The following is a 23,285-nucleotide window of genomic DNA, read 5'->3' on the forward strand; positions in this document are numbered from 1 at the left end:
CACGGTGACCATGAGCGTCGACGCACCGACGGCAGGACCCGCAGCGCCCAGCGCCGCGGGTCCTGCCGCCGTCCGCCGGGCGCGGCCCGGCCTGATCGTCGGCGTGTTCGTCGCCGCGATCGCCCTCGTGGTCGTGCTCGCGCTCGTCGACCTCACGCTCGGCACGTCCTACGTCGGCGTCGGTGACCTGCTCGGCCTGCTGACCGGGTCGGGGGACGACGAGACGCTCGCGGTGCTCGTCGCGTCGCGCGCCCCGCGGGTGCTCGCGGCGCTGCTCGTCGGCACCGCGCTGGGCCTGTCGGGCAGCGCGCTGCAGTCGGTCGCGCGCAACCCGCTGGCCTCGCCCGACACCCTCGCGGTCAACGCCGGTGCCTACTTCACGGTCGTGCTCGCGGCGGTCACCGGGCTCACGCTCCCGTTCGCGATCAACGGCGCGCTCGCGTTCGTCGGCGGTCTCGCGGCCGCCGCCCTGGTGCTGGCCATCGCGCGCGGCGGAGCCGAGGGGCCCACCCGGCTCGTGCTCGCCGGATCCGCGACGATGCTCGCGCTCTCGTCGCTGACCATCCTGCTCATGCTCCTGTTCGAGCAGGAGACGATGGGGATGTTCGCGTGGGGCGAGGGCTCCATCGTGCAGTCCGGCACCTCCAAGGTCGCCCAGGCGGCGCCCGTCGTGCTGCTCGCCGGGATCGTCCTCGTGCTCTGGTCGCGTCGCCTCGACGTGCTGGCGCTCGGCGACGACACCGCCTCCGTCCTCGGCCTCGACGTCCGCCGCACCCGCATCGTCTCGGTGCTGCTCGCCGTGCTCCTGGCGGCGCTCGCCGTCACCGTCGCCGGGCCCATCGGCTTCGTCGGGCTCACCGCGCCGGTCATCGCGCGGCTGGTCGCCGGGCGCGTTCCCGGGATGGCACGGCACCGGCTGCTCCTGCCGCTGGCGGCGCTGGCCGGCTGCGTCGTCGTGCTCGGTGCGGACGTGCTGCTGCGGGTGGCCGTCCCGGGGGTCGCGTCCGTCGCGATCCCGACCGGCATCGTCACCACCCTGTTCGGCGCCTCGGTGATGGTCTGGCTGGCCCGCCGCCTGCGCGACTCCGGCCCGACCCGCAGCACCGCGTCCGTCAGCGCCCACCCTGCCTCCCGGCGCCGCGTCGCGGTCGTCGTCGCGGTGCTCGTCGCAGCCGTCGCGTCCGCGCTGGTCGCCGGGTTCCTGCTCGGCGACCGCCTGCTGCTGATGGGCGACGTCACCAACTGGTTCGCGGGCGTCAGCGGGCGGCAGGTCTCGTTCGTGCTCGACCAGCGCACCCCGCGCGTCGTCGCCGCGCTCCTGGCCGGCGCGGCGCTGGGCCTCGCAGGCACGACCGTGCAGGCCGTCGCACGCAACCCGCTCGCCGAGCCGAGCCTCCTCGGCATCACAGGCGGTGCGGGCGTGGGTGCGGTGCTCGCGATCGTGCTCTTCCCCGGCGCGCCCTTCTGGGTGGTGTCCGGGTCTGCCGCCGTCGGCGCGCTGGCGACCTTCGCGCTCGTCTACTCCCTGGCCAACCGGCGCGGGCTCAGCTCCGACCGGCTCGTGCTCGTCGGCATCGGTGTCTCGGCCGCTGCGACGTCGCTCATCACCCTGATCGTCGTGCTGACCAGCCCGTGGAACACGACGATGGCGCTCACCTGGCTCTCGGGCTCGACCTACGGGCGGACCGCCGAGCAGGTGTGGCCCGTGGCGGTCGCCCTGCTGGTGATGGTCCCGCTGATCGTCCGGTGGCGTCGGGACCTGGACGTCCTCGCGGTCGACGACGACGTGGCTCGCGTGCTCGGCGTCCAGCTGGAGCGGACCCGGCTCGGCCTGCTGGTCGTCACCGCGCTGCTCACCGCCGCGGCGGTCACCGCGATCGGCGTCGTCGGGTTCGTCGGCCTGCTCGCACCGCACCTGGCGCGCTCGCTCGTCGGGTCGTCCCACGCCCGCGTCATCCCCGTCGCGGCGCTGCTCGGCGCGCTGCTGGTCAGCGTCGCGGACACGCTCGGCCGGACCGTCATCGCGCCCGCGCAGATCCCGGCCGGTCTGCTCACGGCCATGATCGGCACCCCGTACTTCATCTACCTGCTGTGGCGGACCCGGAGGAGCGCACTGTGACGAACTCGGTAGTGAGGGAAGCCTCACCTTCCTCTACCCTGGGCGACGTGACTGTTTCGGTGGAGGCCCCGGCACTGCCCTTCCGCATGTTCGCCGTCCAGGTGGCCGCGGTGCAGCCGATGTGCCCGAGCGTGGTCCGCGTGACGTTCACCGGCGACGACCTGGACCGCTTCGCGGACAACGGGTTCGACCAGCGCATCAAGTTCTTCCTGCCGCTGGACACCGCGTCCTACGACGAGCTGCTGAGCCTCCAGGACAGCGCCGACTGGTACGGCCGCTGGCGCTCGATGCCCGAGGACAAGCGGCACCCGATCCGCACCTACACCGCGCGCGGCGTCCGCCAGGACCGCCGCGAGGTCGACGTCGACATCGTCCTGCACGGCGACCTCGGACCTGCCTCCCGCTGGGCCCTGGGCGCCGCGCCCGGCGACGACCTGGTGATCCTCGGCCCCAACGCCGACGCGACCGGCCCGCACGGCGGCGTCGACTTCGTGCCCCCGGCCCACACCGACCGCCTGCTCATCGCCGGCGACGAGACCGCCCTGCCGGCCATCGCGGGCATCCTCGAGCGACTGCCCGCGGACGCGCGCGGCGAGGCCTTGATCGAGATGCCGCTGTCCGGCGACCGGCTCGACCTGGCTGCCCCTTCCGGGGTCACCGTCCGCTGGTACGGCCGCGACGGCCGCGCCCACGGCGAGCTGCTCGTCCCCGCCGTCCAGGCCGCGTGCGCACGGCTCCTGCCCGGCCAGGCACCCGCACCTGACATCGAGCTCGAGGACGTCGACATCGACGAAGGCCTGCTCTGGGAGGTGCCCGTCGACGCCTCCGGGGCACCCCTGCGCGCCGACGCCGCCCTGTACGCCTGGCTCGCCGGCGAGGCCGCGGTCATCAAGACCCTGCGCCGGCACCTGGTCACCGAGTGCGGCGTGGACCGCAAGGCCGTCGCGTTCATGGGGTACTGGCGCGCGGGGCGGTCGGAAGGAAACTGACTCGCCGAAGCGGCGCGAAGCCGGCTCATCTCTGCGACGGGGACGATCACGGCCGCACTTCAAGCAAGCGGCATGTTCCATCAGACGGTTGAGGCTGGTTGTCGTCCTCTCGTTGCTCCTGTTCCGTGCGACGGTGGTCTGCGGCGTCAGTCGCCATACCGCCAGGCCGCGTCGAGTGCAGTCGGCAGCAGCAGCGACCGCCCTGCGCGCTCGGCCTCGCGGGCGTCGTCGAACGCGTTGGTGGCGGTCAGCATCCGCACTGCGCCTGGGAAGGTCGAGTAGTTCATCTGCGCCGTGTGGCGCCGGGCGAAGCCGAGGACAGTGACGAGCCCGATCGGTGTCGCGTGCACGGTCGTCTTGACCAACGCAGACATGTAGTCCGAGCGCAGGATCGTCGGCAGCACGATGCGGGTCTCGGTCGCGGCAGTCAGCTCGGCATTCATCGTGAGGCGCGCGACGCGCCCGTTCCCGTCGATGAATGGGTGCACTTCGGACACCAGGAACATCGCGAAGACCGCCCGCGCGAACGGGTCGAGGAGCTCCTGCCCGATCCGCCAGCCCTCCCGAAGCGTCCCGTCGACCAGGTGCGGGGCGACGAACTCGGTACTGCCCGCCCGGTTCATCCGGTCCTTGAACTGGCCCGGCAGCTTGGTCGGGCGACCTTCCATGACGAGGCGGTGGCGCGCACGGACGAGCTCGACGAACTCGGTCGGGCTGCTCGCGACAGCGCCGGCCAGGGTCGGATCGATGATCGCTGCGTGCGTCCCGAGGACGTCGTGCGCGTCTTCGGGGCGCTCCTCGGGGATGTGTCCACCCTCGACGATCTCTCGTGCTTCCTCGACGGTGAACTCGGTGCCCTCGATGAAGTTCGAGAAGTACGCCTCGAAGAACGGGGCGACACCCACCGGGCCGGCGGGCAGGACCTGGGGTGCGATGCCGGCCAGGTAGGAGGCAACCGTCGTGAAGGTCTCCAGTCGGGCGGCGTCGACGTTGTGCCCGGTCTGCGCGGCAAGCATCGCGGGCGAGTCGGTGCCCACCGTGGGTCGCTCACCTCGAGCGGACTCGATGAACACGGCTACGGACTTGCCCTGGTCGTGCAGCTCGGCGCTCGTCGAGTACTCGTCGGCTGCATCCATGATGCGGTCGACCTGCTGACGTGTGCGGGTGCCGACGATGCGGGCGATGTGCTCGTGCAGCTCGGCACGGTTCAGGGTCGCCGCTGGCCGACCGTCGATCGAACGGCTGTCGCGTGCGTTGTCGACGAGCCAGCGCGGCTCGGATGCCCACCAGAGGTCGCCGGTGACAGGGATGTCGGAGGGCTGAGGGCCTGGGCCGGGAACGGTCACGATGGTCAGCCCGGGCAGGGCCAAGGGGCGGGTTCGTCCAGCCGCGACGAACAGGACGCCGTCGGCGGGACGTCCCGTCGGCCCACAGCGGGCAGTGATGACTGCGCCCGGTACGACGATGGACGCAACCTGTACCCAGCCGCGTTCGACCTGCTCGTCCAGGGGCGTCGTCAGGTCGTCGGTGTAGAGCCCACGAGTGACGCGTGCGACTCGCCCCGCCCGGGCGTCGGCGCGGACGCCGGGGGCGTCAGCGCGGAGGAACGTCATGTGGGCCCTCCCAGAAGTGTCGAATAGTCACGCCAGGTTACTCGAAAGTGCCGAATAAGGTTACTTAGTGCCGAATAGAGGATCTGCGCGTCATCGTGAGCGGGATATGACGTCCGACCCGACTCCTCCCCATGTCGTGTGCGAGCCCGGCGCCGTCGGTGGGCACCGCCGTCCGTCGCACGCCTAGCATCGGCGGGTGCCCCCCAGATCGCCGCTGCCCGCCCGGCACGGTCTCGATGCCGCCCGGCTCCGCACCCCCGACCGCGACCGTTCCCGTGCGGACGAGTGGTCGACGATGGGCGCATGGCTGCGGGACCGGCTGCCGGAGCACGTCGACGTGGCCGCGATGCTGGCGGGGGAGCGGTTCGTCGACGAGGACGGCCGCGAAGTGCGCGAGGACGACCCGTACGCGCCGCACCGGTTCGTGTGGTTCCACCGCGACCTGCGGCACGAGCCGGAGGTCACGGCGCCGATCCACCTGGTGCACCGCGACGAGCGGCTCGTGGTCGTCGACAAGCCTCCGTTCCTGTCGTCGATCCCGCGCGGCCGGCACGTCATGCAGAGCGTGGTGGTCCGGTTGCGCGCCGAGCTGGGGCTGCCGGAGCTGTCGCCGCTGCACCGCCTGGACCGGGTCACGTCCGGTCTACTCATGATGGCGACGGAGCCCCGGTGGCGCGGGCCGTACCAGAGCCTGTTCGAGCACCGTGCGGTGGACAAGACGTACTGGGCGCTGGCGCCGCTGCGCGAGGACTTGACGTTCCCGGTCGTGGTGCGCAACCACCTGCGCAAGGAGCGCGGCTCGTGGCAGGCCGAGGTGGTGCCGGGCGCCCCGGTCAACGCGGAGACGCTCGTGGAGCTCGAGTCCACGGTGGAGGGTCGCGGCATCTACCGGCTGACGCCGCGCACGGGTCGCACCCACCAGCTGCGCGTGCACCTGGACGGCCTCGGCATCCCGATCGTCGACGACCCGCTGTACCCGGTGGTGCGGGAGGTCGACGTCGACGACTTCAGCCGCCCGCTGCAGCTGCTCGCCGGGGAGGTCGCGTTCACCGACCCCGTCGACGGCAGCGCGCGCCGGTTCCGCAGCGTCCGACGCCTCCCCCTGTCCGCCGTCGACTGACCGCGGCTACGCTCGTCGCGAGCGAGGAGGTGCGCCGTGGGCCTGAGTGCCCTGTCCCGGCGGTACGCCGTGCTGGTGCTCGCGGTCCTCGTGGTCGTCCTCGTCGCGCTCGTCGCGTCGCCGCCCCAGCGCGCCGACGCGGCCATCGTGACCGGTCCGGGCGGGGTCACGGTGCACGGCTCGGGCGTGGGGGAGCTCGTCGTCGTGGTCGGCAGCGACCGGACGGTGTTCCAGGTCGACGGGACGTTCGCGAGCCTCGTCCCGGCGGCTCCCGGCGCCCCGGTGCACGTCGTCCTCGACGGGGAGACCCTCGCGCGGCAGCCGTAGGAGTCCTACTGGTCCCAGGTCACCGACGCGAGCATGGCCTCGACGTCGCGGTAGCGGCCCGTGTCGTCGTCCGGGTGGAGGTACCCCACGGCGTAGGTGTATCCGCCGTGGTCGACCAGCCAGTCGGTGAGCCGGGGTGGGCTCGTCGCCGCGTACGCGCGGTCGACGCGGACCAGCTCGCCGTACGGGGCGTCGACGAGCGTCGCGTTCCGGTTCCACACGACGGCGTCCTCGAGAACGTCATCAGCCCCGATGTGCTCGGCGACCGAGCGACGTGCCCCACCGGTCTCCTCGACGGTTCCGAGGCAGACCGCCAACGCGTAGTGCGACCCGCCGAGGTCGACCGTGAAGGAGCCTGAGCCGGGGACGTTTCGGCTGTCCTCCGGGACCGGGGAGGAGAGCGAGAGGCCCGGACAGTCCGCCGGGGTCACGTGGAGCACGTAGGGCAGCGCGACGGCCGGGTCCGCGGTGAGCGTCTCGACCGGCCACAGGGCGGGGTCGCCACCGGGCCGCGTCGTCGGCCAGAGCGCGATGGCGGCGGTCGCGGCGACGGCGGTCGCAGCCACGGCGGTGACGGTGACCAGGATCGTCCTGGTCCTGCGGCGCACGGGTCCCTCCCAGATCTCGAGCGCTCGAAGAGTAGGTGAGGTGCGGGTCGCCGACGGTACGGCTCACCCGTTCGGAGCAGGCGCAGGGACCAGCAGGCCGTCGCGCGTCAGTGGTCGTGACGGTGGTGGGCGTCGGGGTAGTGCTCGTGGGTGTGGGTGACCGCGTCGTGGGTGTGCACGTGCCGATGGCGGACGCCCGCGCCGACGGGCTCCGGGTGCTCGTGGTCGTGGTGGCCGTCGTCGTGGGTGTGCCAGTGGTCGTGCGTGACGGCGTGGTGGGTGTGCTCGTGGCCGTGCTCCTCGCTCAGGTGCAGCCACGTCCCGACGGCCATCAGCGCACCCGCGACCACCAGCTGCCGGGTCACCGCGTCACCGAGGGCGACCGCGAGGACGGCACCGAAGAACGGTGCGACGGAGAAGTACGCGCCGGCGCGTGCGGTGCCGACGTGGCGCAGCCCCACGATGAACAGGACGAGGCTCAACCCGTACGCGACGAAGCCGAGGACCAGGGCGGCCCCGGTCGCGCGCAGGGTGGGGAGCTGGGCGCCGAGCACGAGCGCCAGGACGAGGTTCGTCGGGCCGGCGACCGAGCCCTTGACGGCGACGAGCCAGGTCGCGTCGGTCAGCGAGACCTTGCGGGTCAGGTTGTTGTCGAGCGCCCAGCACGCGCACGCACCGACGACCGCGAGCGCGGGCCACACGCTGGTGACCTGCGCCTGCCCCGTCGGTACGGCGATCACGACGGCCCCGGCGACGATGGCGAGCATCCCGAGCACGACGCGTCGGCCGGCGGGCTCGCGGAACACGACCCACGCGATCACGGCCGTCAGGACGCCCTCCGCGTTCAGCAGCAGCGACGCCCCGGACGCCGGCATCGACGCCAGGCCGAACATCAGCAGCACCGGTCCGGCGATCCCGCCGGCGACGACGGCCCCGGCGAGCCACGGCACCTCGTGGCGGGCGAGGCGGACCCGGGGTGCTCGTCGGACGAGCCGCCAGGTCCACATCCCCACGCCGGCGCCGACGTAGAGCAGGCCGGCCAGCAGCCAGGGGCTGACCTCGCCGAGCAGGAGCTTGGCCAGGGGCGCGCTGGCGCCGAACAGCACGGCCGCCAGCAGGGCGGCGCGCACCCCTGCGTTCCGCAGGCCGCGCGACGAGTCGGTCACGGCCCCATCATCGCGCGTCAGCCCTTCAGCCTCGCCGGGTCCGCGTCGACCTTGCCGACGACCAGCCGGTTGATCACGTACAGCACGACGCCGACGCCGAGCAGCAGCCCGGCGCGCAGGTAGACGTCGGCGTCGCGGCCCGTGACCGGGGACGCCAGCACGAGCGACACCAGCGCACCGACCACCGGCACCCATGTGGGGGCGCGGAACGAGGGGCCGTCGTCGCCCTCGGCGGGCTCGTCGTCGGGCGCCTTGCGCAGCACCAGCACGGAGATGTTCACGACGACGAACACCAGCAGCAGGAGCAGGACCGTCGTGTCGGCCAGCCCGGCCAGGTCGCCGGTGCTCACCAGGGTCAGGGCGATGAGCACGGTGAACGCGATGGCCACGTACGGCGTCTGGCGGGTCTTGTGCACCCGGCCGAGCACCTTCGGCACGATGCCCTCGCTGGACATCCCGTAGACGAGCCGCGACGCCATGATCATGTTGATGAGCGCGGTGTTGGTGACCGCGAGCAGCGCGATCACGGCGAACAGCCCGGGCGGGAACGTCAGGCCGGCCACCTTGACCACTTCGAGGAGGGGACCGGTGGACTCGGCGAGCGTCTCGGTGTCCACGAGCATCGACGTGGTGAACGCGACGCCCAGGTAGATGACGCCCGCGACGGCGAGGCCCCCGAAGAGCGCGCGCGGGAAGTCCCGACGCGGTCTCTGCGTCTCCTCGGCCAGGTTGACGGAGTCCTCGAAGCCGAGGAGCGCGTAGAACGCGAGGGCGGTCGCGCCGAGGACGGCGACGAGCGGAGCGCCCTCGGTCTCGAGCTCGAGCGTGCGGGCCGGCTCGCCGTCGCCGCTGACCAGGGCCCACGCCCCGATCGCGAGGATCACCAGCAGCCCTGTCGCCTCCACGATGGTGAGCACCACGTTGACGCGGACCGACTCCGAGATGCCGAGGAGGTTCACGGCGGAGATCGCCAGCAGGAAGACCCACGCGGCGGCCAGCGTCGGGACCGTGTAGAACTCCGCGAGGTAGTCGCCGCCGAACGCGCGGGCCGCCGCGGACGCGCTGGTGACGCCGGACATCATCACGGCGAACGCGACCATGAACGTGAGGAACGGGCGTTTGAACGCACGGTTCGCGTACAGCGCGGCGCCGGCGGCCTGCGGGAACCTGCCGACGAGCTCCGCGTACGACGCGGCGGTCAGCCCGGCGAGGACGAACGCGCACAGGAACGGCAGCCAGATCGCGCCCCCGACCTCCGCGGCGATCTTCCCGGTCAGCGCGTAGATCCCGGCGCCGAGGATGTCGCCGACCACGAACAGGATCAGCACCTTGCGGCCGATGGTGCGCTTCAACGGGGTGTACATGACCTTCTGCTCGCTCATCGTCGCCCCCTGGCTCGTGGACCCGCCTTCCGCACAGTGTTCTGCCGGAACCCGCCCGCCGCGCGTCGACGCGGAACCCTGCCTACGCTCGGACACTCAGCCGAGATCGGGAGGACTGCGCATGATCAAGCGAGTCGTGTTCGTGGCGGGCGTCACCGCGGGGTACCTGTTCGGCACTCCCTCCGGGCGTCGGCAGCTGGACAAGATGAAGGTCTGGGCCGTGGACGTCTGGCATGACCCGCGCGTGCAGGAGCACGTGCAGGAGTACGAGGCGCAGGCGGCCGCGTTCGCGAAGAAGCAGGGCGCCGCGGTTTGGGAGAAGGCCGTGGACTCGGCCAAGAGCGCGGTGTCGTCGTCGACCACGAAGTACCCGACGAACGACGCGTCGCCGACCGTCGTGGAGCCCATCCTCGACGCGGACGACGCCAACCCCGGGCAACGGTGAGACCTGCCCCGCTGCCCGTCGCCCCGGGGCAGGAGTCGGTCTGGGACTACCCGCGGCCGCCCCGGGTGGAGACGACGCCCGAGCTCGTGGCCGTGACGTTGGGCGGTCTGCCCGTCGCGACGACCACCGACGCCGTCCGCGTGCTCGAGACCAGCCACCCGCCGGTGTACTACCTGCCGTTCGACGCGTTCGAGCCGGGCGTGCTGGAGGGTGCGGTCGGTGCGTCGGTGTGCGAGTTCAAGGGTGTCGCGTCGTACGTGTCGGTCCGGGTGGGTGACCGGCTGCTGTCGCGCGTCGGCTGGACGTACCCCCGGCCCCTCCCGGGGTACGAGGTCCTCACCGACCGGGTCGCCCTGTACGCCCGTGACCTGCGCTGCACGGTGGACGGTGAGGTCGTCCAGCCGCAGGCCGGGGAGTTCTACGGAGGTTGGATCACGTCGCGCGTCGTCGGACCGTTCAAGGGATCTCCGGGCTCCCGCGGCTGGTGACCGTTGACATGTGACCAATTGGTCACCTAACGTGGTCGGCATGGACGAGGACCTGGTGTTCAAGGCACTTGCGGACGCCACCCGTCGCCACCTGCTCGACCAGCTCTACACGCGTGACGGCCGCACGCTGACGGAGCTCGAGGAGGGCCTCGACATGACCCGGTTCGGGGTCATGAAGCACCTCAAGGTGCTGGAGGAGGCGGGCCTCGTCGTCCCCCGACGATCAGGGCGGGAGAAGCTCCACTTCCTCAACGCCGTCCCGATCCAGCTGATCCACGAGCGGTGGATCGACAAGTACGACGTGCTCGGCGCCGAGCGCCTGCACGCGCTGACCGACCTCAAATCAGCCCTGGAGAGCACCATGACCACGCAGACCGACACGGCCACCACGACCGTCCTCGTCAACCGCATCTGGATCAAGGCCGACACCGCCACCGTGTGGAAGGCCATCACCTCGCCCGAGTGGAACGCCCGGTACGGCTACAAGAGCGCGTCGACGTTCGACCTCACCCCCGGCGGCGCGGCCGCCACGTTCCCGTCCGCGGACATGGTCGCCTACGGCGTCGCCGCCGACCAGCCGATCCTCGACGGCGAGGTGCAGGAGGTCGTCGAGGGCTCACGCCTCGTGCTCACCTGGCGCACGCTCTGGGACGACGAGGCGCGCGCCGAGGGGTTCACGCGGCTGACCTACGAGCTCGAGGAGCGCGGCGCGGGGATCACCCAGCTGACCGTCCTCCACGACGTGACCGGTGCCCCGCGCACCGCGTCGCTCGTCTCCGGCGACCTGCCCGAGTTCGGCGGCGGCTGGCCGCAGATCCTGTCGGACCTCAAGACGCTCCTGGAGACGGGTTCGTCCCTCGAGGCCTGAGCGGGTCGTCACGGGCCGGTCGCTGCGGCGACCGGCCCGTCGACGTCCGCAGCAGACGCAGGGCCTCGTCGACGATGGCGTCCGGCGGGCCGGCGACCGGGACGTCCACCCCGTCCTCGTCGGGACCCAGCGGTTCGAGCGTCGCCAGCTGGCTGGCCAGGAGCGTCGCCGGCATGAAGTGACCGGTCCGCACCGCGAGCCGCCGCTGCAGCTCCTCGGGCGGCACGACCAGGTGCACGAACCGCACACGACCGTGGGCGGTGCGCAGGAGGTCGCGGTACGAGCGACGCAGCGACGAGCACGTCACGACGGTCGGTCCGCCCGCTGCTGACATCGCGTCCCGGATCGCCCGCAGCCACGGACCGCGGTCGGCGTCGGTGAGCGCCCGGCCCGCCCGCATGGCCTCAACGTTCGCCGCCGGGTGCAGGTCGTCGCCCTCGACCATCGGCCGCCCCAGCCGCTCGGCCAGGAGCAGCGCGGCCGTCGACTTCCCGGTCCCGGACACCCCCATCACGACGAGGTGCTCGGGCAGGCTGCTCACGCCGCCCACCCTCGCACGCCTCCACGACATCCCGCGGCGAACTCGTCCCTCCGCGCCGACCGCGTCCCTCGCCGCCGAACTCGTCCCTCGCCGCCGAACTCGTCCCTCGCCGCCGAACTCGTCTGTTGCAACCGACGAGTTCGGCCGCAACTGACGAGTTCGCGCAACTGAAGGGCTCGGCCGCGACGTCGAGTTCGGCCGCAACCGACGAGGTCGGCGCCGAGCGACAAGAGGCAAGCCCGGACCGGACGCGTTGCTCGGGCAACTAAACTCGTCCGATGCCCTCGTTCGTCGTCGACACCACGCCGCTGCGCGTCAGTCCGGCGTTCCGACGGCTCTGGTGGGGGCTGGCGGTCTCGAACCTCGGGGCGCAGCTGACGGTCGTCGCGGTCGGGCTGCAGGTGTACTCGATCACGGGGTCGACGGCATCGGTCGGTCTGCTCGGGCTGTGCGCGCTGGTGCCGCTGGTGGTCTTCGGCCTGTACGGCGGGGCGATCGTCGACCACTACGACCGGCGTCGGGTCGCGCTCGTGGCGTCGCTGGTGTCGTGGGTGGCGACGATCGGGCTGGCCGTGCAGGGGTGGCTCGGAAACACCCAGGAGTGGGTGCTGTTCGCGCTGGTCGCGGTGCAGTCGGGGGCGTTCGCGGTGAGCTCGCCCGCACGGTCGGCGATCATCCCGCGGCTGCTCGACCCGAAGCTGCTGCCCGCCGCGAACGCCCTGCAGACCCTCGGGTTCAGCGTCGCGTTCACGGTCGGACCGCTGCTGGGTGCCGCGCTCGTGGCGGCGTTCGACTACGGCGTCGCCTACACGGTCGACGCCCTCCTGTTCACGGCCGCCCTGTTCGCGGTCGTCCGGCTCCCCGCACAACCGCCGCTGCCGTCGGAGACGCGTCGCGAGCGCGTGGGCCTGGGCTCGGTGGTCGACGGGTTCCGCTACCTGGGCACGCAGCGCAACGTGCGGATGACGTTCGCCGTGGACCTCGTCGCGATGATCACGTCGTCGCCGCGCGTGCTGTTCCCGGCGGTCGGACTGGTCTACCTGGGCGGCGGCGCGACGACCACCGGCGTGATGGCCGCGTCCGCGGCGGTCGGCGTCGGCCTGGCGGGGCTGTTCTCCGGCGGGCTCGCGCGGATCCGCTGGCAGGGGCGGATCATCGCGGTCGCCATCACGGTCTGGGGGCTCGCCATCGCGGGGTTCGGGCTGACGCTGGTGCTGGCCGGCCGGTCGCACCCCGACCAGGTGCTCTGGCTCGCGCTCGCGATCGCCGTCCTCATGCTGGTGGTCGCCGGGGCCAGCGACGCGATCAGCTCGGTGTTCCGGCAGACCATCCTGCAGACGGCGACGCCCGACGACATGCGCGGCCGGCTGCAGGGCGTGTTCATCGTCGTCGTCGCCGGCGGACCCCGCCTGGGCGAGGCGCTGCTGGGCGGGGCGGCGTCGAAGGTCGGCGAGGGCTGGGCCGCGGTGGTCGGCGGCTGTCTGTGCGTGATCCTGCTGTGGGTGCTGGTCCGCTCCCAGCGCTCGTTCTGGAACTACGACGCCCGCCACCCGGTGCCCTGACCCACTCTCGAACTCGTCCCTCCGCGCCGGACTCGTTCGTTGCAACCGACGAGTTCGGCCGGGAGCGACGAGTTCGGCGGAGGGACGAGCGACCCCTACGGCCGCGGCACGTTGCGCAGGTTCGAGCGGGCCATCGCCATGACCTCGCCCAGCCCTCCGCCCAGGACCTCCTTGCTCATCGCCGCCGTGAAGCCCGAGACCTGCGCGCGCGTGATCTTCGGGGGCAACGACAGGGCGCGCGGGTCGGTGACCAGGTCGACGAGCGCGGGACCGTCGTGGGAGAACGCCTCGCGCAGCGCGGCCCGGATCTCGGTGGGCTTCTCGACGCGCACCGACGGGATCCCGACGGCCGACGCGATCGCCGCGTAGTCGATCGGCGGGGAGTCGGTGCCGTAGGACGGGAGGCCGTCCACGAGCATCTCGAGCCGGACCATGCCGAGCGTCGCGTTGTCGAACACGACGACCTTCACGGGCAGGTCCAGCGCCTTCACGGTGATGAGCTCGCCCAGCAGCATCGACAGCCCGCCGTCGCCGGCCATCGCGACGACGTGCCGACCTTCGCCGGACAGCGCCGCCCCGATGGCGTGCGGGACGGCGTTCGCCATCGACCCGTGCAGGAACGACCCGATGACCCGCCGACGGCCGTTCGGCGTGATGTAGCGGGCGGCCCAGACGTTGCACATGCCGGTGTCGACGGTGAACACGGCGTCGTCGGGTGCCTCCTCGTCGAGCAGGACCGCGGCGTACTCGGGGTGGATGGGCTCGGTGTGCTCGACGTCCTTCGTGTACGCGCCGACGACGCCGCTCATCGCGCGCTCGTGCTTCTTGAGCATCTGGTCGAGGAACCGGTGGCTCTTCTTCGGCTTCACCAGCGCGAGCAGGGCCGCGACCGTCTCGCCGACGTCGCCCAGCACCACGAGGTCGTTGCGCGTCCGCCGGCCGAGCCGGGTCGGCTCGATGTCGACCTGCGCGGTGCGGACCCCGGACGGCAGGAACTGGTCGTACGGGAAGTCCGTGCCGAGCAGGAGCAGCAGGTCGGCGCCCTCCATCGCGGACTGGCACGCGCCGTAGCCGAGCAGCCCGGACATGCCGACGTCGAACGGGTTGTCGACCTGGATGTGCTCCTTGCCGCGCAGGCTGTGCCCGACGGGCGCGTGGAGCACCCGAGCGAGCGCGAGCACCTCGGTCCGTGATCCGCGCACCCCCGCCCCGGCGAAGATCGTCACCTTGCCCGCGGCGTCGATGGCCTCGGCGAGCGCCCGCACGGCGCCCTGGTCGGGGACGACCCGCGGCGAGGGCGGCGGAGTGAGCACGTCGATGCCGGCGTCGGGCGCCTCCAGGTCCGCGACGTCGCCCGGCAGCGTCAGCACCGCGACCCCCGGAGCGCCGTACGCGTGGTGGATGGCTGACCGGATGACGCGCGGCGCCTGCGCGGCGGTGGAGATCATCTCGGAGAACACCGAGCACTCGAGGAACAACCGGTCGGGGTGGGTCTCCTGGAAGAACTGCGTGCCGATCTGGGCGCTGGGGATGTGCGACGCGATCGCGAGGACCGGGACCCGGGACCGGTTCGCGTCGTAGAGGCCGTTGATGAGGTGCAGGTTGCCCGGTCCGCACGACCCGGCGCAGACGGCGAGCCGTCCGGTCAGCTCGGCTTCCGCCGCCGCCGCGAACGCCCCGGCCTCCTCGTGCCGCACGTGCACCCACGCGATGTCGACGCCGTCCTCACGCGCCCGTCGGACCGCGTCGACGACGGGGTTGAGGCTGTCCCCGACGATCCCGTAGATGTGCCGCGCACCGGCGGCGACGAGCTGGGCGACGAGCAGGTCCGCGATCGATCGACGACGTGCCACGGGTGACCTCCGGGGGTGGTGGGCGGTCCACCCATCGTCAGCCCGGGTCGGTGAGGTCGCACCTCAGCCGCTGAGGGCCTGCAGGTACTGCGTGGCCGTGGCGAGGGCTGTCGCGACGGCCTGGCCCGGGGTGTCACCGACGACCTGCACGCGGACGACGAGGCCGTCGCGCTCGGCCCAGAGGTGCGCCGCGGAGTAGGGGTCAGCGGCGGCGCTGCCGTCGTCCTGGAACGACGCCTCGTCGCGCGTGAGCACGTACGCCGTCCAGCCGGGCAGGTCCACCTCGTCCACGCCGGCCGCGGAGGTGACGGTGCGCGGCAGGTACGTGCCGTCCGGGTTGTCCACCCGGGGCGTCTCCTGGTCGACGGCCCAGCCGTCGATGTCGGCGGCCTCCGTCGCGACGGCGGTCTGCGCCGCGTCCGCGTCGGGCATCTCGTAGACCTCGATCGCCCTGCTCGCCCCGCCCGCGACGGGGACCTCGATCGGGTCACCCAGGGCGAAGGCGTGGCCTGCCACGGACGCGGCCCGCAGGTCGCCGAGCAGCGGGTTGCCGCACTGGGGCAGGGTCGGGCTCGGCAGGGGCGCGGCCGTACCGCCGCTCGCAGCGACCTCCTGGGCGACCTGGTCGAGGTACTCCTGCGCCTCGGGGGAGCCCGGCTCGTACTCGTCGCAGCGTGTGACGGTCGCGGTGGGGACGAGTGCTGGGGTCAGCGCGGCCGCCGCCTGCTCGAACGTCAGCGGTGCGTGCGTCGGGGTCGGCGAGGCGGACGGGGGTGGCGCCGGGTCGCCGACGACGCTCGCGGAGCACGCGGTGAGGGCGACGAGCGCGACGGTCGCGACGGCGGCGCGGAGGGGGCGGGGCGGGGGCACCGGCCCATCCTGACGCACCCGGGACGCTCCCCGGACGACGTCCGCGGGTGGTATCCGTGCCTAGGTCCGTGGCGCGTCCGGCTCGTGCGGTCCGCGCCGCAGCGCCCGGATCATGCGCAGCACACCCTGCTCCGCGAGCGCGGCGTCCCCGCCGGCGGCGATCCACAGGGCCGCCTCGTTCATCGCGCCGTTGAGCAGTGCGTCGGCCGCGGCGGGGTCGACCGCGAGGTCGTCGAGGGCGCCCAGCCCCTCGGTGAGCAGCCGCCCGGAGTGCGCCGCGTCGAGGGCGCGCCAGGTGGTCCAGCCGAGGACCGCGGGTCCGTCGACGAGCAGGATCCGGCGGACGGCGGGGTCGACGACGGCCCGCATGAACGCCAGGCTCCCGGCCTCGATCGCGGGCCACCCGTCGTCGGGGGCGGCCTCGGCGACGGCTGTGGCGACGACCGCCTGCGCGTCGTCGACGACCGCGGTGAAGAGCCCGAGCTTGCTGCCGAAGTGGTGGTAGACGGCTCCGCGGGTGACGCCGGCGAGCTCGGCGACGCGTTCGAGGCTGACGTCCGCGTAGCCGTGGTCGGCGAAGAGTGCACGCGCCGTCCTGCGGATCTCCGCCGCGGTGACCTCGCTCTGCTCTTTCGTCGCACGCGCCACCCGTGCCACCCTTCCCTATACATACATTGTGTATGTAAATCTACACCGGGAGGCCCTCATGATCACGAGCATCTATCCCGTCCTGATGAGCACGGACGTGGCGGCGACGACGGCGTTCTTCCGCGACGCGTTCGCGCTGGAGACCGTCTTCGAGTCGGACTGGTACGTGTCCCTGCGCTCCGGTGCGTTCGAGCTCGCGGTCCTGGACGCCTCCCACGACAGCATCCCGGCGGGCTACCGGACCCCCGCGACCGGGATCCTGGTGAACATCGAGGTGGAGGACGTCGACGCGGAGCACGAGCGGCTCGTGACCCGCGGTGGGGCGCCGGTCGCGCAGGAGCTCCGGTCCGAGACGTTCGGGCAGCGGCACGTGATCCTCGTCGCCCCGGGTGGCGTGCTGGTCGACGTGATCCAGCCGATCCCGATCACCGACCCCGCGCTCCTGGCCGACTGACGCACCTACGGAGCCAGCGCCTCCAGCGCCCGGTGCAGGTTCGCCGTGACGGCCGCCCGGTGCGGCTCCACCCAGTCGCCCTCGAACTTCCGTGGCGTGATCTCGATCATCATGACCAGGCACAGCCGCATCCGGTACAGGTCGAGCCGGGTCCGTGCCGACGGGCTGTCGACGTCGATCGGCCCGTAGCCCGCCAGCACGGCGGGCGTCCCGGGCTCGCGGCCCATGGGGTCGATGCCGACGAGGTCCGCCAGCGGGTCGCCCCAGAACGCGCGCTCGGGGTCGATGACGCCGACGACCTCGCCGGTGGACGGGTCGACGAACAGGTTCCCGGCCCAGAGGTCGGTGTGGACGAGGGCGGGCGTCGTGACGTCGGACAGGGTGGCTGCGTGCCTCTCGAGGGCGCTGCGCACGGCCGCGGACGGCACCGGGACCGACCACGTCGCGGCGTCGTCGAGAAGCTCGTCGACCATGCCCGTGAACGACTCCCGCCACGTCGGTGCCTGCCGTCCGCACGGGTACCCGAAGGCGGGTCCCGTGATCCCGTGCAGGGCCGCCAGCACGGCACCCGTCTCGCGTTCGGCCCGCGCGGTCCGCGGGTCCGACGGCCCGAACCCCGCGTCGACCAGCGGCACGCCCGGCAGGTGGCTGACGACGAGCGCGTCGCCCGGCAGCACCGTCCGCGAGAAGTCGGTGAGCAGCACCGTCGGCATCCGCAGCGCGGGCCGTGACGCCGCGAGCCCGTAGACGAGCGCCTCGGCGCGCAGGAGGTCGTGCTCGTACGCGAGCAGCTGGTCGGTGCGCGCCGGCGCCGTCTTCACGACGACACGCGCACCGTCGCCCAGGGTCACCCGGTACGTCGTCGCGAACTGCCCGCCGGTGAGCAGCTCCGCCTCCTCGAGCGTGCCGAGCGGTGCGACGAGCAAGGTCAGGGCGTCGATCACGCGTCGAGGGTACCGACCGACCGCTGCGGTTCCACGCACTCCGCGACCTCGCACGCCGCCACCGCGGCACCCCCGGTCGCGGACGGCGAGCCGGCCTCCACGGAGTCGTGCACGTGCTCACCCTGGTCGCCGCGCAGGGTCCGCAGGGCGGCGAGCGTCGCGGCGACGGCGGCCCCGGCGGAGATGACGACGACGAGGAACCCCGCGTGCGACCCGTTGATGTCGATCTGCGCCCCGGCCACGGACGACCCGATGGACACGCCCACGCCCAGCGACGTGCCCACCCACGTCAGTCCCTCGGTCAGCCGCTCGCGCGGGACCAGGTCCTGCACCAGCCCGTTGCCGTTGATGAGCGTGGGTGCGATCGCGAACCCGGTGACGAACATGACGGCGGCGAGCGCGACGAGGGACTGCACGAGGAAGAAGAAGCAGACCCCGACGGCCAGCGCGACCATCCCGGTGGCGAACCGCAGGTACAGGGGCCGCTTCCACACCCGCGTGCCGTAGAGGAGGCCCGAGATCAGCGAGCCGAGCGCGAAGACGGCCAGGATGACCCCGGCCATGCCCTTGGCGCCGGACTCCTCGGCGAACGCGACGGTGGCCACGTCGGTGGCGCCGAAGATCGAGCCCATCGCGACGAAGACGACGGCCAGCACGACCATGCCGGGCTTGCGGAGCACCGACCCCTTGGGGCGGGGGCTGTCGGCCGGCGCGGGCGGGGGCTCGGTGGCGCGCTGGGCCAGGAACCAGTACCCGCCGACCAGCATGGCGACGAGGGGGACGACGAGCCCTGCGGTCGCCGCGACGCTCGTGGCGAGGACGGTGGCCAGCACGGGTCCGACGATGAACACGAGCTCGTCGAGCGCCGACTCCAGGGAGTACGCGGTGTGCATCCGGTGCGGGTCCGCTCCGAGCACGCGAGCCCAGCGCGCCCGGACCAGGGACCCGAACGACCCGATGCCCGCCCCGGTGACGACCGCCGTGAGGTAGAGCCAGGCCTCGTGCGCCTCCGTGGTGGCGGCGACGACGAGGCCGACGAGACCGACGGCGGCGAGCGCGACGGCGGGCCGCATGACCCGGGCCTGACCGTGCCGGTCCACCAGCCGCGCCAGCTGCGGGGAGCAGATCGCCTGCGCGATGACGTAGACCGCGGACACCCGGCCGGCCAGCCCGTAGGACCCGTACAGCGTGGAGATCATCAGGACGATCCCGATGCCGACCATGGACATCGGCAGCCGCGCGAGCACGCCGGCGCCCGAGAACGCGAGGGCCCCGGGACGCGTCAGCACGTCGCGGTACGGCTGGAGCATGCAGCCAGTGTGTCATCCGCTCTTCCGCACGGCCGCGCGGTGCTCCACCATTCAGGCATGACGGACGTGCAGGTCAGCGACGCTCCCGCCGAGCACCGGTTCGAGGCGCGGGCCCCCGACGGCGAGCTGCTGGGTTTCTCGGTGTACGACACGATCGGCACCACGGTCGTGTTCACGCACACCGAGGTGGACCCGAGGTTCGAGGGTCAGGGCATCGCGTCGACGCTGGTGCACGGTGCCCTGGACGCGGTCCGGGCGAGCGGCCGGGACGTCGTCGCGTTCTGCCCGTACGTCAAGGCGTGGCTCGGTCGGCACCCCGAGTACCAGGACCTGGTGCGCGGCGCGCCGAAGTGAGAGAAGACCCCAGGGGAGCGGTCACCCCGGGGCCTCCTGCTGGTGGGTGGGCGCGCTAGGCGCCCAGTGCTGCCGAGACCACGTCCTTCGCCTCCGCCTGCACCTGCGCGAGGTGCTCGGCGGACACGAACGACTCGGCGTAGATCTTGTAGACGTCCTCGGTGCCGGACGGCCGGGCGGCGAACCACGCGTTCTGCGTCGTGACCTTGAGGCCGCCGATGGACGCGTTGTTCCCCGGCGCGTTGGTCAGCTTCGCGGTGATGGTCTCGCCGGCGAGCGACGTCGCGGTCACCTGGTCGGGGGTCAGCCGCGACAGCGTCGCCTTCTCCTCGCGGGACGCCGCGGCGTCGACGCGCGCGTACCAGGACTGCCCGAACTCCGCGACGAGGTCCTGGTGGTGGGCCGACGGCGACTTGCCGGTGGTCGCCAGGATCTCGGAGGCCAGCAGCGCGGGCAGGATGCCGTCCTTGTCGGTGGTCCACACTGTCCCGTCCTTGCGCAGGAACGACGCCCCCGCGGACTCCTCGCCACCGAACCCGACCGACCCGTCGACCAGCCCGGGCACGAACCACTTGAACCCGACCGGGACCTCCAGCAGCCGCCGGCCCAGCTTGTCGGCCACCCGGTCGATGAGGCTCGACGAGACGAGCGTCTTGCCGATCGCCGTCCCCGCCGGCCAGCCGGGACGCGCCCCGCCGTACAGGTACGCGATGGCGACCGCGAGGTAGTGGTTCGGGTTCATCAGCCCGTCGGCGGTGACGATCCCGTGCCGGTCCGAGTCGGCGTCGTTCCCGGTCGCGATGTCGAACGGTGCGGGGTCACCCGCCATACGGCTGACCAGCGACGCCATCGCGTACGGCGACGAGCAGTCCATCCGGATCTTGCCGTCCCAGTCGAGCGTCATGAACGCCCAGCGCGGGTCGACGGTCGGGTTCACGACCGTGAGGTCGAGCCCGTAGAACTCGCCGATCTCCCCCCAGTACTCGACCGACGCGCCGCCGAGCGGGTCCGCGCCGATCCGCACGCCCGCGGACCGGATGGCGTCGACGTCGATGACGTTGGCGAGGTCCGCGACGTACGACGAGAGGTAGTCGTGCTTGAGGGTGGTGTCGGCCGCCAGCGCCGTCTCGACGCTCACGCGCGGGACCGACCTCCAGCCCGACGCGAGGATCTCGTTGGCGCGGTCGGCGATCCACCCGGTCGCCTCCGACCCCGCGGGGCCGCCGTGCGGCGGGTTGTACTTGAAGCCACCGTCGCGCGGCGGGTTGTGCGACGGGGTCACGACGATCCCGTCGGCCAGGCCTGGCCCCTGCGTCCGGACCCCCTCGGAGGACCCCGCGCCGTTGTGCCGCAGGATCGCGTGCGAGACGCCGGGCGTCGGCGTCCACGAGTCGCGTGCGTCGACGTGCACCTCGACGCCCGCCGCCGCCAGGACCTCGAGCGCGGACCGCCACGCCGGGTCGGACAGCGCGTGCGTGTCCCGGCCGATGAACAGGGGACCGTCGGTGCCCTGGTCGCGTCGGTACTCGACGATCGCGGAGGTGATCGCGACGATGTGCGCCTCGTTGAACGCGGTGTCCAGCGCCGACCCGCGGTGGCCGCTGGTGCCGAACGCGACCCGCTGCGACGGGTCGTCCAGGTCCGGTTCCCGGTCGTAGTACGCGCCGGTGAGGGCATCCAGGTCGACGAGGTCGGACGGCTGGGCAGGTGTTCCGGCGCGCGGGTCCATGTCGCGATCCTCCCCTACGCCCGGTGCGGGCGCACCCCCCGATGTCGCTCGTCGCCACGACGTCGTCACGCTCTCGGACACGCGGCCGCGGACGGCTCGTCCGGGCGGGACCGGTAGCCTTTCCCGCATGGCCAAGAACTCGTCCGACTTCGTGCTGCGCCCGTTCGAAGGGCTCCCCGGTGAGCCCGACTGGGTCGCGCTCAAGGAGCTCGTCCCCGCCGCGACCGCGACTGCCCGGACCACCAAGAAGTACGGCGCCCGCGACGTGCTGGTGACCACGGTCCTCCCGACCAGCTGGCCCGCGCTGCACCGTTCCGACGGTCTGGTCCTGCTCGCGTTGCAGACCACGAGCAGCTCCAACGACGTCAGCCGCGACCTCGCGCACGCGCTGCTCGAGGCGATCGAGGTCGAGGCGGGCACCGCCGTCGAGACCATCGGGCTGCCCGAGCCCGGCCCGCGCCTCCAGGACGTGCTGGACCTGAGCGTGCCGTTCGAGGTCACCGTCCAGGACTCGTTCGCGTACTGGCTGGCTCCGGACACCGAGCGCACCCCCGACCTGCAGGCGGCGATCGAGGAGGCCGACGGCGGCATCATCGACACCGTCAAGCTCGCCTCCGCCGACGCCGCGTACTGGTGCCGGATGGGCGCCCGCGAGTTCCTGCGCTGGGCCCAGCCGCACGAGGAGCAGGTCGTCCTCGACGGCCTGGCGCGCCTGCACGCGAAGCGCGAGTCCGGCTTCGAGGGCGCCAAGTTCGTCGGCTACTTCCGCTCGGCCGGCCTGGTCGTGCCGGTCTGGGAGCTGGCCAAGGGGTCGGAGGCCGAGGACATCGAGAAGCCCGTCGCCGACTTCCTGCCCCGGTTCGAGGCCGCGCTCGCGGACACGACGCCGCTGGACGCGAACGAGCGGCGCGCGCGGGCCGGTCTGGTGGCCCGGCAGGTCACCCTGCGCTGACCTGCAGGACCCGCTCGGAAAGATAGGGTGGCCGACGTGACGCGCAAGGGCGGCAAGCCCGCCGACGACCAGGTGGAGACCGCTGTCCCGACCCCTCCTGTCGAGTCGGTGGACACGGTCCCCACCCCGTCGGTCGCGGCGCGCAAGGCAGCCGTCGACGCGCGCAAGGCGGCCGCGCACAAGGCTCGCCAGCGCGTCGCGGTGATCATCCCGGCCAAGGACGAGTCCCGACGCATCGCGGCGACCGTCCGCTCCGCCCGCGCCATCCCGCACGTGGACCTGGTGCTCGTGGTCGACGACGGCTCCGAGGACAACACGCAGCACGTCGCGCGCGAGGCGGGTGCGGTCGTCGTGCGGCACTCGCACAACCGCGGCAAGGCGGCCGCGATGGAGACGGGTGCCGCCGTCGTGGCCATGCGGGACGCCCCCGACCGCCAGCCGCGGATCCTGCTGTTCATCGACGGCGACCTGGGCGAGACCGCGGTCAACACGGCGCCGCTGGTCCCGCCCGTGTTCGAGGGGCATGCCGACCTGTCCATCGCGCTGATCCCGCCGCAGCCGGGCGCCGGTGGTCGCGGGATCGTCGTCGGTGCCGCCCGCCGGGCCATCACGTCGATGACGGGGTGGACGCCGACGCAGCCGCTGTCGGGGATGCGCTGCCTGACCCGTGAGGCGTTCGAGGCGGCGACCCCCCTGGCCCACGGCTGGGGGGTCGAGACGGGGATGACGATCGACCTGCTGCGCCGCGGCTTCCGCGTCGTCGAGGTCCCGTGCGACCTGAAGCACCGCCCGTCGGGCTCGGACCTGAAAGGTCAGCTCCACCGCGCCGCGCAGTACCGGGACGTGCAGCTGGCGGTCAACGCCCGTCGGGTGCGTCGTGCCGCGGGTGCCGTGAAGCGGACGGTCACCCCCGTGCAGAAGCCGCCGCAGACGCACCGCTGAC

At 72.7% G+C, this 23,285-nt stretch carries 23 protein-coding genes; 12 read left to right on the forward strand and 11 right to left on the reverse strand.

Annotated features, from left to right (window positions below):
- The first annotated feature begins 10 nt into the window (after nucleotides 1–10).
- The gene (locus tag ASF78_RS11325; protein ID WP_056590755.1) at nucleotides 11–2,119 is read left to right on the forward strand and encodes an iron ABC transporter permease; all 2,109 of its coding nucleotides are present in this window, start codon (nucleotides 11–13) and stop codon (nucleotides 2,117–2,119) included.
- 86 nt (nucleotides 2,120–2,205) lie between these two features.
- Nucleotides 2,206–3,108: a siderophore-interacting protein gene (locus ASF78_RS11330; protein WP_056589059.1), complete on the forward strand. Its 903-nt coding sequence runs from the start codon at nucleotides 2,206–2,208 to the stop codon at nucleotides 3,106–3,108.
- Between the two features lie 146 nt (nucleotides 3,109–3,254).
- Here ASF78_RS11330 and ASF78_RS11335 read toward each other — a convergent pair whose 3' ends face one another.
- Complete coding sequence (locus ASF78_RS11335) at nucleotides 3,255–4,721, reverse strand: Fic family protein (RefSeq protein ID WP_056589061.1); 1,467 nt, start codon at nucleotides 4,719–4,721, stop codon at nucleotides 3,255–3,257.
- A gap of 196 nt (nucleotides 4,722–4,917) precedes the next feature.
- Here ASF78_RS11335 and ASF78_RS11340 point away from each other — a divergent pair, with 196 nt between their 5' ends.
- Nucleotides 4,918–5,841, forward strand: coding sequence for a pseudouridine synthase (locus ASF78_RS11340; protein WP_056589066.1), 924 nt, complete (start codon nucleotides 4,918–4,920; stop codon nucleotides 5,839–5,841).
- 36 nt (nucleotides 5,842–5,877) lie between these two features.
- Nucleotides 5,878–6,168, forward strand: a complete 291-nt coding sequence (locus ASF78_RS11345) for a hypothetical protein (RefSeq protein ID WP_056589069.1) — start codon at nucleotides 5,878–5,880, stop codon at nucleotides 6,166–6,168.
- Nucleotides 6,169–6,173: 5 nt separating this feature from the next.
- On the opposite strand, the gene ASF78_RS11350 is transcribed toward ASF78_RS11345, so the two are convergent.
- The 3 genes from ASF78_RS11350 to ASF78_RS11360 all read right to left on the reverse strand — a co-directional run bounded on the left by ASF78_RS11350 (nucleotide 6,174) and on the right by ASF78_RS11360 (nucleotide 9,324).
- Nucleotides 6,174–6,734 (reverse strand): hypothetical protein, encoded by a 561-nt coding sequence (locus ASF78_RS11350; RefSeq protein ID WP_156374143.1) that lies wholly within the window; start codon nucleotides 6,732–6,734, stop codon nucleotides 6,174–6,176.
- Between the two features lie 149 nt (nucleotides 6,735–6,883).
- On the reverse strand, nucleotides 6,884–7,942 hold the full coding sequence (locus ASF78_RS11355; protein ID WP_056589075.1) for a DMT family transporter: 1,059 nt from the start codon (nucleotides 7,940–7,942) through the stop codon (nucleotides 6,884–6,886).
- A gap of 17 nt (nucleotides 7,943–7,959) precedes the next feature.
- Complete coding sequence (locus ASF78_RS11360) at nucleotides 7,960–9,324, reverse strand: APC family permease (protein ID WP_056589083.1); 1,365 nt, start codon at nucleotides 9,322–9,324, stop codon at nucleotides 7,960–7,962.
- 121 nt (nucleotides 9,325–9,445) lie between these two features.
- Between ASF78_RS11360 and ASF78_RS11365 the strand changes: the two genes are divergently transcribed.
- Genes ASF78_RS11365 through ASF78_RS11375 form a run of 3 tightly spaced genes read left to right on the forward strand, consistent with a single transcriptional unit; the run spans nucleotide 9,446 to nucleotide 11,125 of the window.
- Nucleotides 9,446–9,769: a hypothetical protein gene (locus ASF78_RS11365; RefSeq protein WP_056589086.1), complete on the forward strand. Its 324-nt coding sequence runs from the start codon at nucleotides 9,446–9,448 to the stop codon at nucleotides 9,767–9,769.
- Nucleotides 9,766–10,257, forward strand: a complete 492-nt coding sequence (locus tag ASF78_RS11370; protein ID WP_056589089.1) for a DUF427 domain-containing protein — start codon at nucleotides 9,766–9,768, stop codon at nucleotides 10,255–10,257. The genes ASF78_RS11365 and ASF78_RS11370 overlap by 4 nt, the downstream gene beginning before the upstream one ends.
- A 40-nt stretch (nucleotides 10,258–10,297) precedes the next feature.
- Nucleotides 10,298–11,125 (forward strand): SRPBCC domain-containing protein, encoded by an 828-nt coding sequence (locus ASF78_RS11375; protein WP_056589091.1) that lies wholly within the window; start codon nucleotides 10,298–10,300, stop codon nucleotides 11,123–11,125.
- Here ASF78_RS11375 and ASF78_RS11380 read toward each other — a convergent pair.
- Nucleotides 11,085–11,666 carry a gluconokinase gene (locus ASF78_RS11380; RefSeq protein ID WP_369816323.1) on the reverse strand — a complete coding sequence of 194 codons (582 nt, stop codon included), beginning with the start codon at nucleotides 11,664–11,666 and terminating at the stop codon, nucleotides 11,085–11,087. The genes ASF78_RS11375 and ASF78_RS11380 overlap by 41 nt on opposite strands.
- Nucleotides 11,667–11,944: 278 nt before the next feature.
- Here ASF78_RS11380 and ASF78_RS11385 point away from each other — a divergent pair, with 278 nt between their 5' ends.
- Nucleotides 11,945–13,228 carry an MFS transporter gene (locus ASF78_RS11385; protein WP_056589094.1) on the forward strand — a complete coding sequence of 428 codons (1,284 nt, stop codon included), beginning with the start codon at nucleotides 11,945–11,947 and terminating at the stop codon, nucleotides 13,226–13,228.
- Nucleotides 13,229–13,323: 95 nt separating this feature from the next.
- Here the strand turns inward: ASF78_RS11385 and ASF78_RS11390 are convergent, their stop codons facing one another.
- The 3 genes from ASF78_RS11390 to ASF78_RS11400 all read right to left on the reverse strand — a co-directional run bounded on the left by ASF78_RS11390 (nucleotide 13,324) and on the right by ASF78_RS11400 (nucleotide 16,599).
- Nucleotides 13,324–15,081 carry a pyruvate dehydrogenase gene (locus ASF78_RS11390; protein WP_056589097.1) on the reverse strand — a complete coding sequence of 586 codons (1,758 nt, stop codon included), beginning with the start codon at nucleotides 15,079–15,081 and terminating at the stop codon, nucleotides 13,324–13,326.
- 63 nt (nucleotides 15,082–15,144) lie between these two features.
- On the reverse strand, nucleotides 15,145–15,951 hold the full coding sequence (locus ASF78_RS22785) for a hypothetical protein (protein WP_056589098.1): 807 nt from the start codon (nucleotides 15,949–15,951) through the stop codon (nucleotides 15,145–15,147).
- A gap of 60 nt (nucleotides 15,952–16,011) precedes the next feature.
- The gene (locus ASF78_RS11400) at nucleotides 16,012–16,599 is read right to left on the reverse strand and encodes a TetR/AcrR family transcriptional regulator (protein ID WP_056590758.1); all 588 of its coding nucleotides are present in this window, start codon (nucleotides 16,597–16,599) and stop codon (nucleotides 16,012–16,014) included.
- A gap of 58 nt (nucleotides 16,600–16,657) precedes the next feature.
- Between ASF78_RS11400 and ASF78_RS11405 the strand changes: the two genes are divergently transcribed.
- Nucleotides 16,658–17,053: a VOC family protein gene (locus tag ASF78_RS11405; RefSeq protein WP_056589103.1), complete on the forward strand. Its 396-nt coding sequence runs from the start codon at nucleotides 16,658–16,660 to the stop codon at nucleotides 17,051–17,053.
- Nucleotides 17,054–17,058: 5 nt separating this feature from the next.
- On the opposite strand, the gene ASF78_RS11410 is transcribed toward ASF78_RS11405, so the two are convergent.
- On the reverse strand, nucleotides 17,059–17,997 hold the full coding sequence (locus ASF78_RS11410; protein WP_056589106.1) for a phosphotransferase family protein: 939 nt from the start codon (nucleotides 17,995–17,997) through the stop codon (nucleotides 17,059–17,061).
- Nucleotides 17,994–19,307 carry an MFS transporter gene (locus ASF78_RS11415; protein WP_082494996.1) on the reverse strand — a complete coding sequence of 438 codons (1,314 nt, stop codon included), beginning with the start codon at nucleotides 19,305–19,307 and terminating at the stop codon, nucleotides 17,994–17,996. The genes ASF78_RS11410 and ASF78_RS11415 overlap by 4 nt, the downstream gene beginning before the upstream one ends.
- A 57-nt stretch (nucleotides 19,308–19,364) precedes the next feature.
- Here ASF78_RS11415 and ASF78_RS11420 point away from each other — a divergent pair, with 57 nt between their 5' ends.
- Nucleotides 19,365–19,661, forward strand: a complete 297-nt coding sequence (locus ASF78_RS11420) for a GNAT family N-acetyltransferase (protein WP_056589108.1) — start codon at nucleotides 19,365–19,367, stop codon at nucleotides 19,659–19,661.
- 55 nt (nucleotides 19,662–19,716) lie between these two features.
- Here ASF78_RS11420 and pgm read toward each other — a convergent pair whose 3' ends face one another.
- Nucleotides 19,717–21,390 carry a phosphoglucomutase (alpha-D-glucose-1,6-bisphosphate-dependent) gene (gene pgm, locus ASF78_RS11425; protein WP_056589110.1) on the reverse strand — a complete coding sequence of 558 codons (1,674 nt, stop codon included), beginning with the start codon at nucleotides 21,388–21,390 and terminating at the stop codon, nucleotides 19,717–19,719.
- Nucleotides 21,391–21,517: 127 nt separating this feature from the next.
- On the opposite strand from pgm, the gene ASF78_RS11430 reads away from it, so the two are divergent.
- A complete protein-coding gene (locus ASF78_RS11430; RefSeq protein ID WP_056589113.1) occupies nucleotides 21,518–22,342 on the forward strand; it encodes a DUF5926 family protein in 825 nt (274 codons plus the stop codon).
- 201 nt (nucleotides 22,343–22,543) lie between these two features.
- Nucleotides 22,544–23,284, forward strand: coding sequence for a glycosyltransferase family 2 protein (locus ASF78_RS11435; protein WP_056590760.1), 741 nt, complete (start codon nucleotides 22,544–22,546; stop codon nucleotides 23,282–23,284).
- Nucleotide 23,285 lies beyond the last annotated feature (1 nt).

Origin of the sequence: Cellulomonas sp. Leaf334 (assembly GCF_001424195.1) — a bacterium.
Lineage (GTDB): Bacteria > Actinomycetota > Actinomycetes > Actinomycetales > Cellulomonadaceae > Cellulomonas.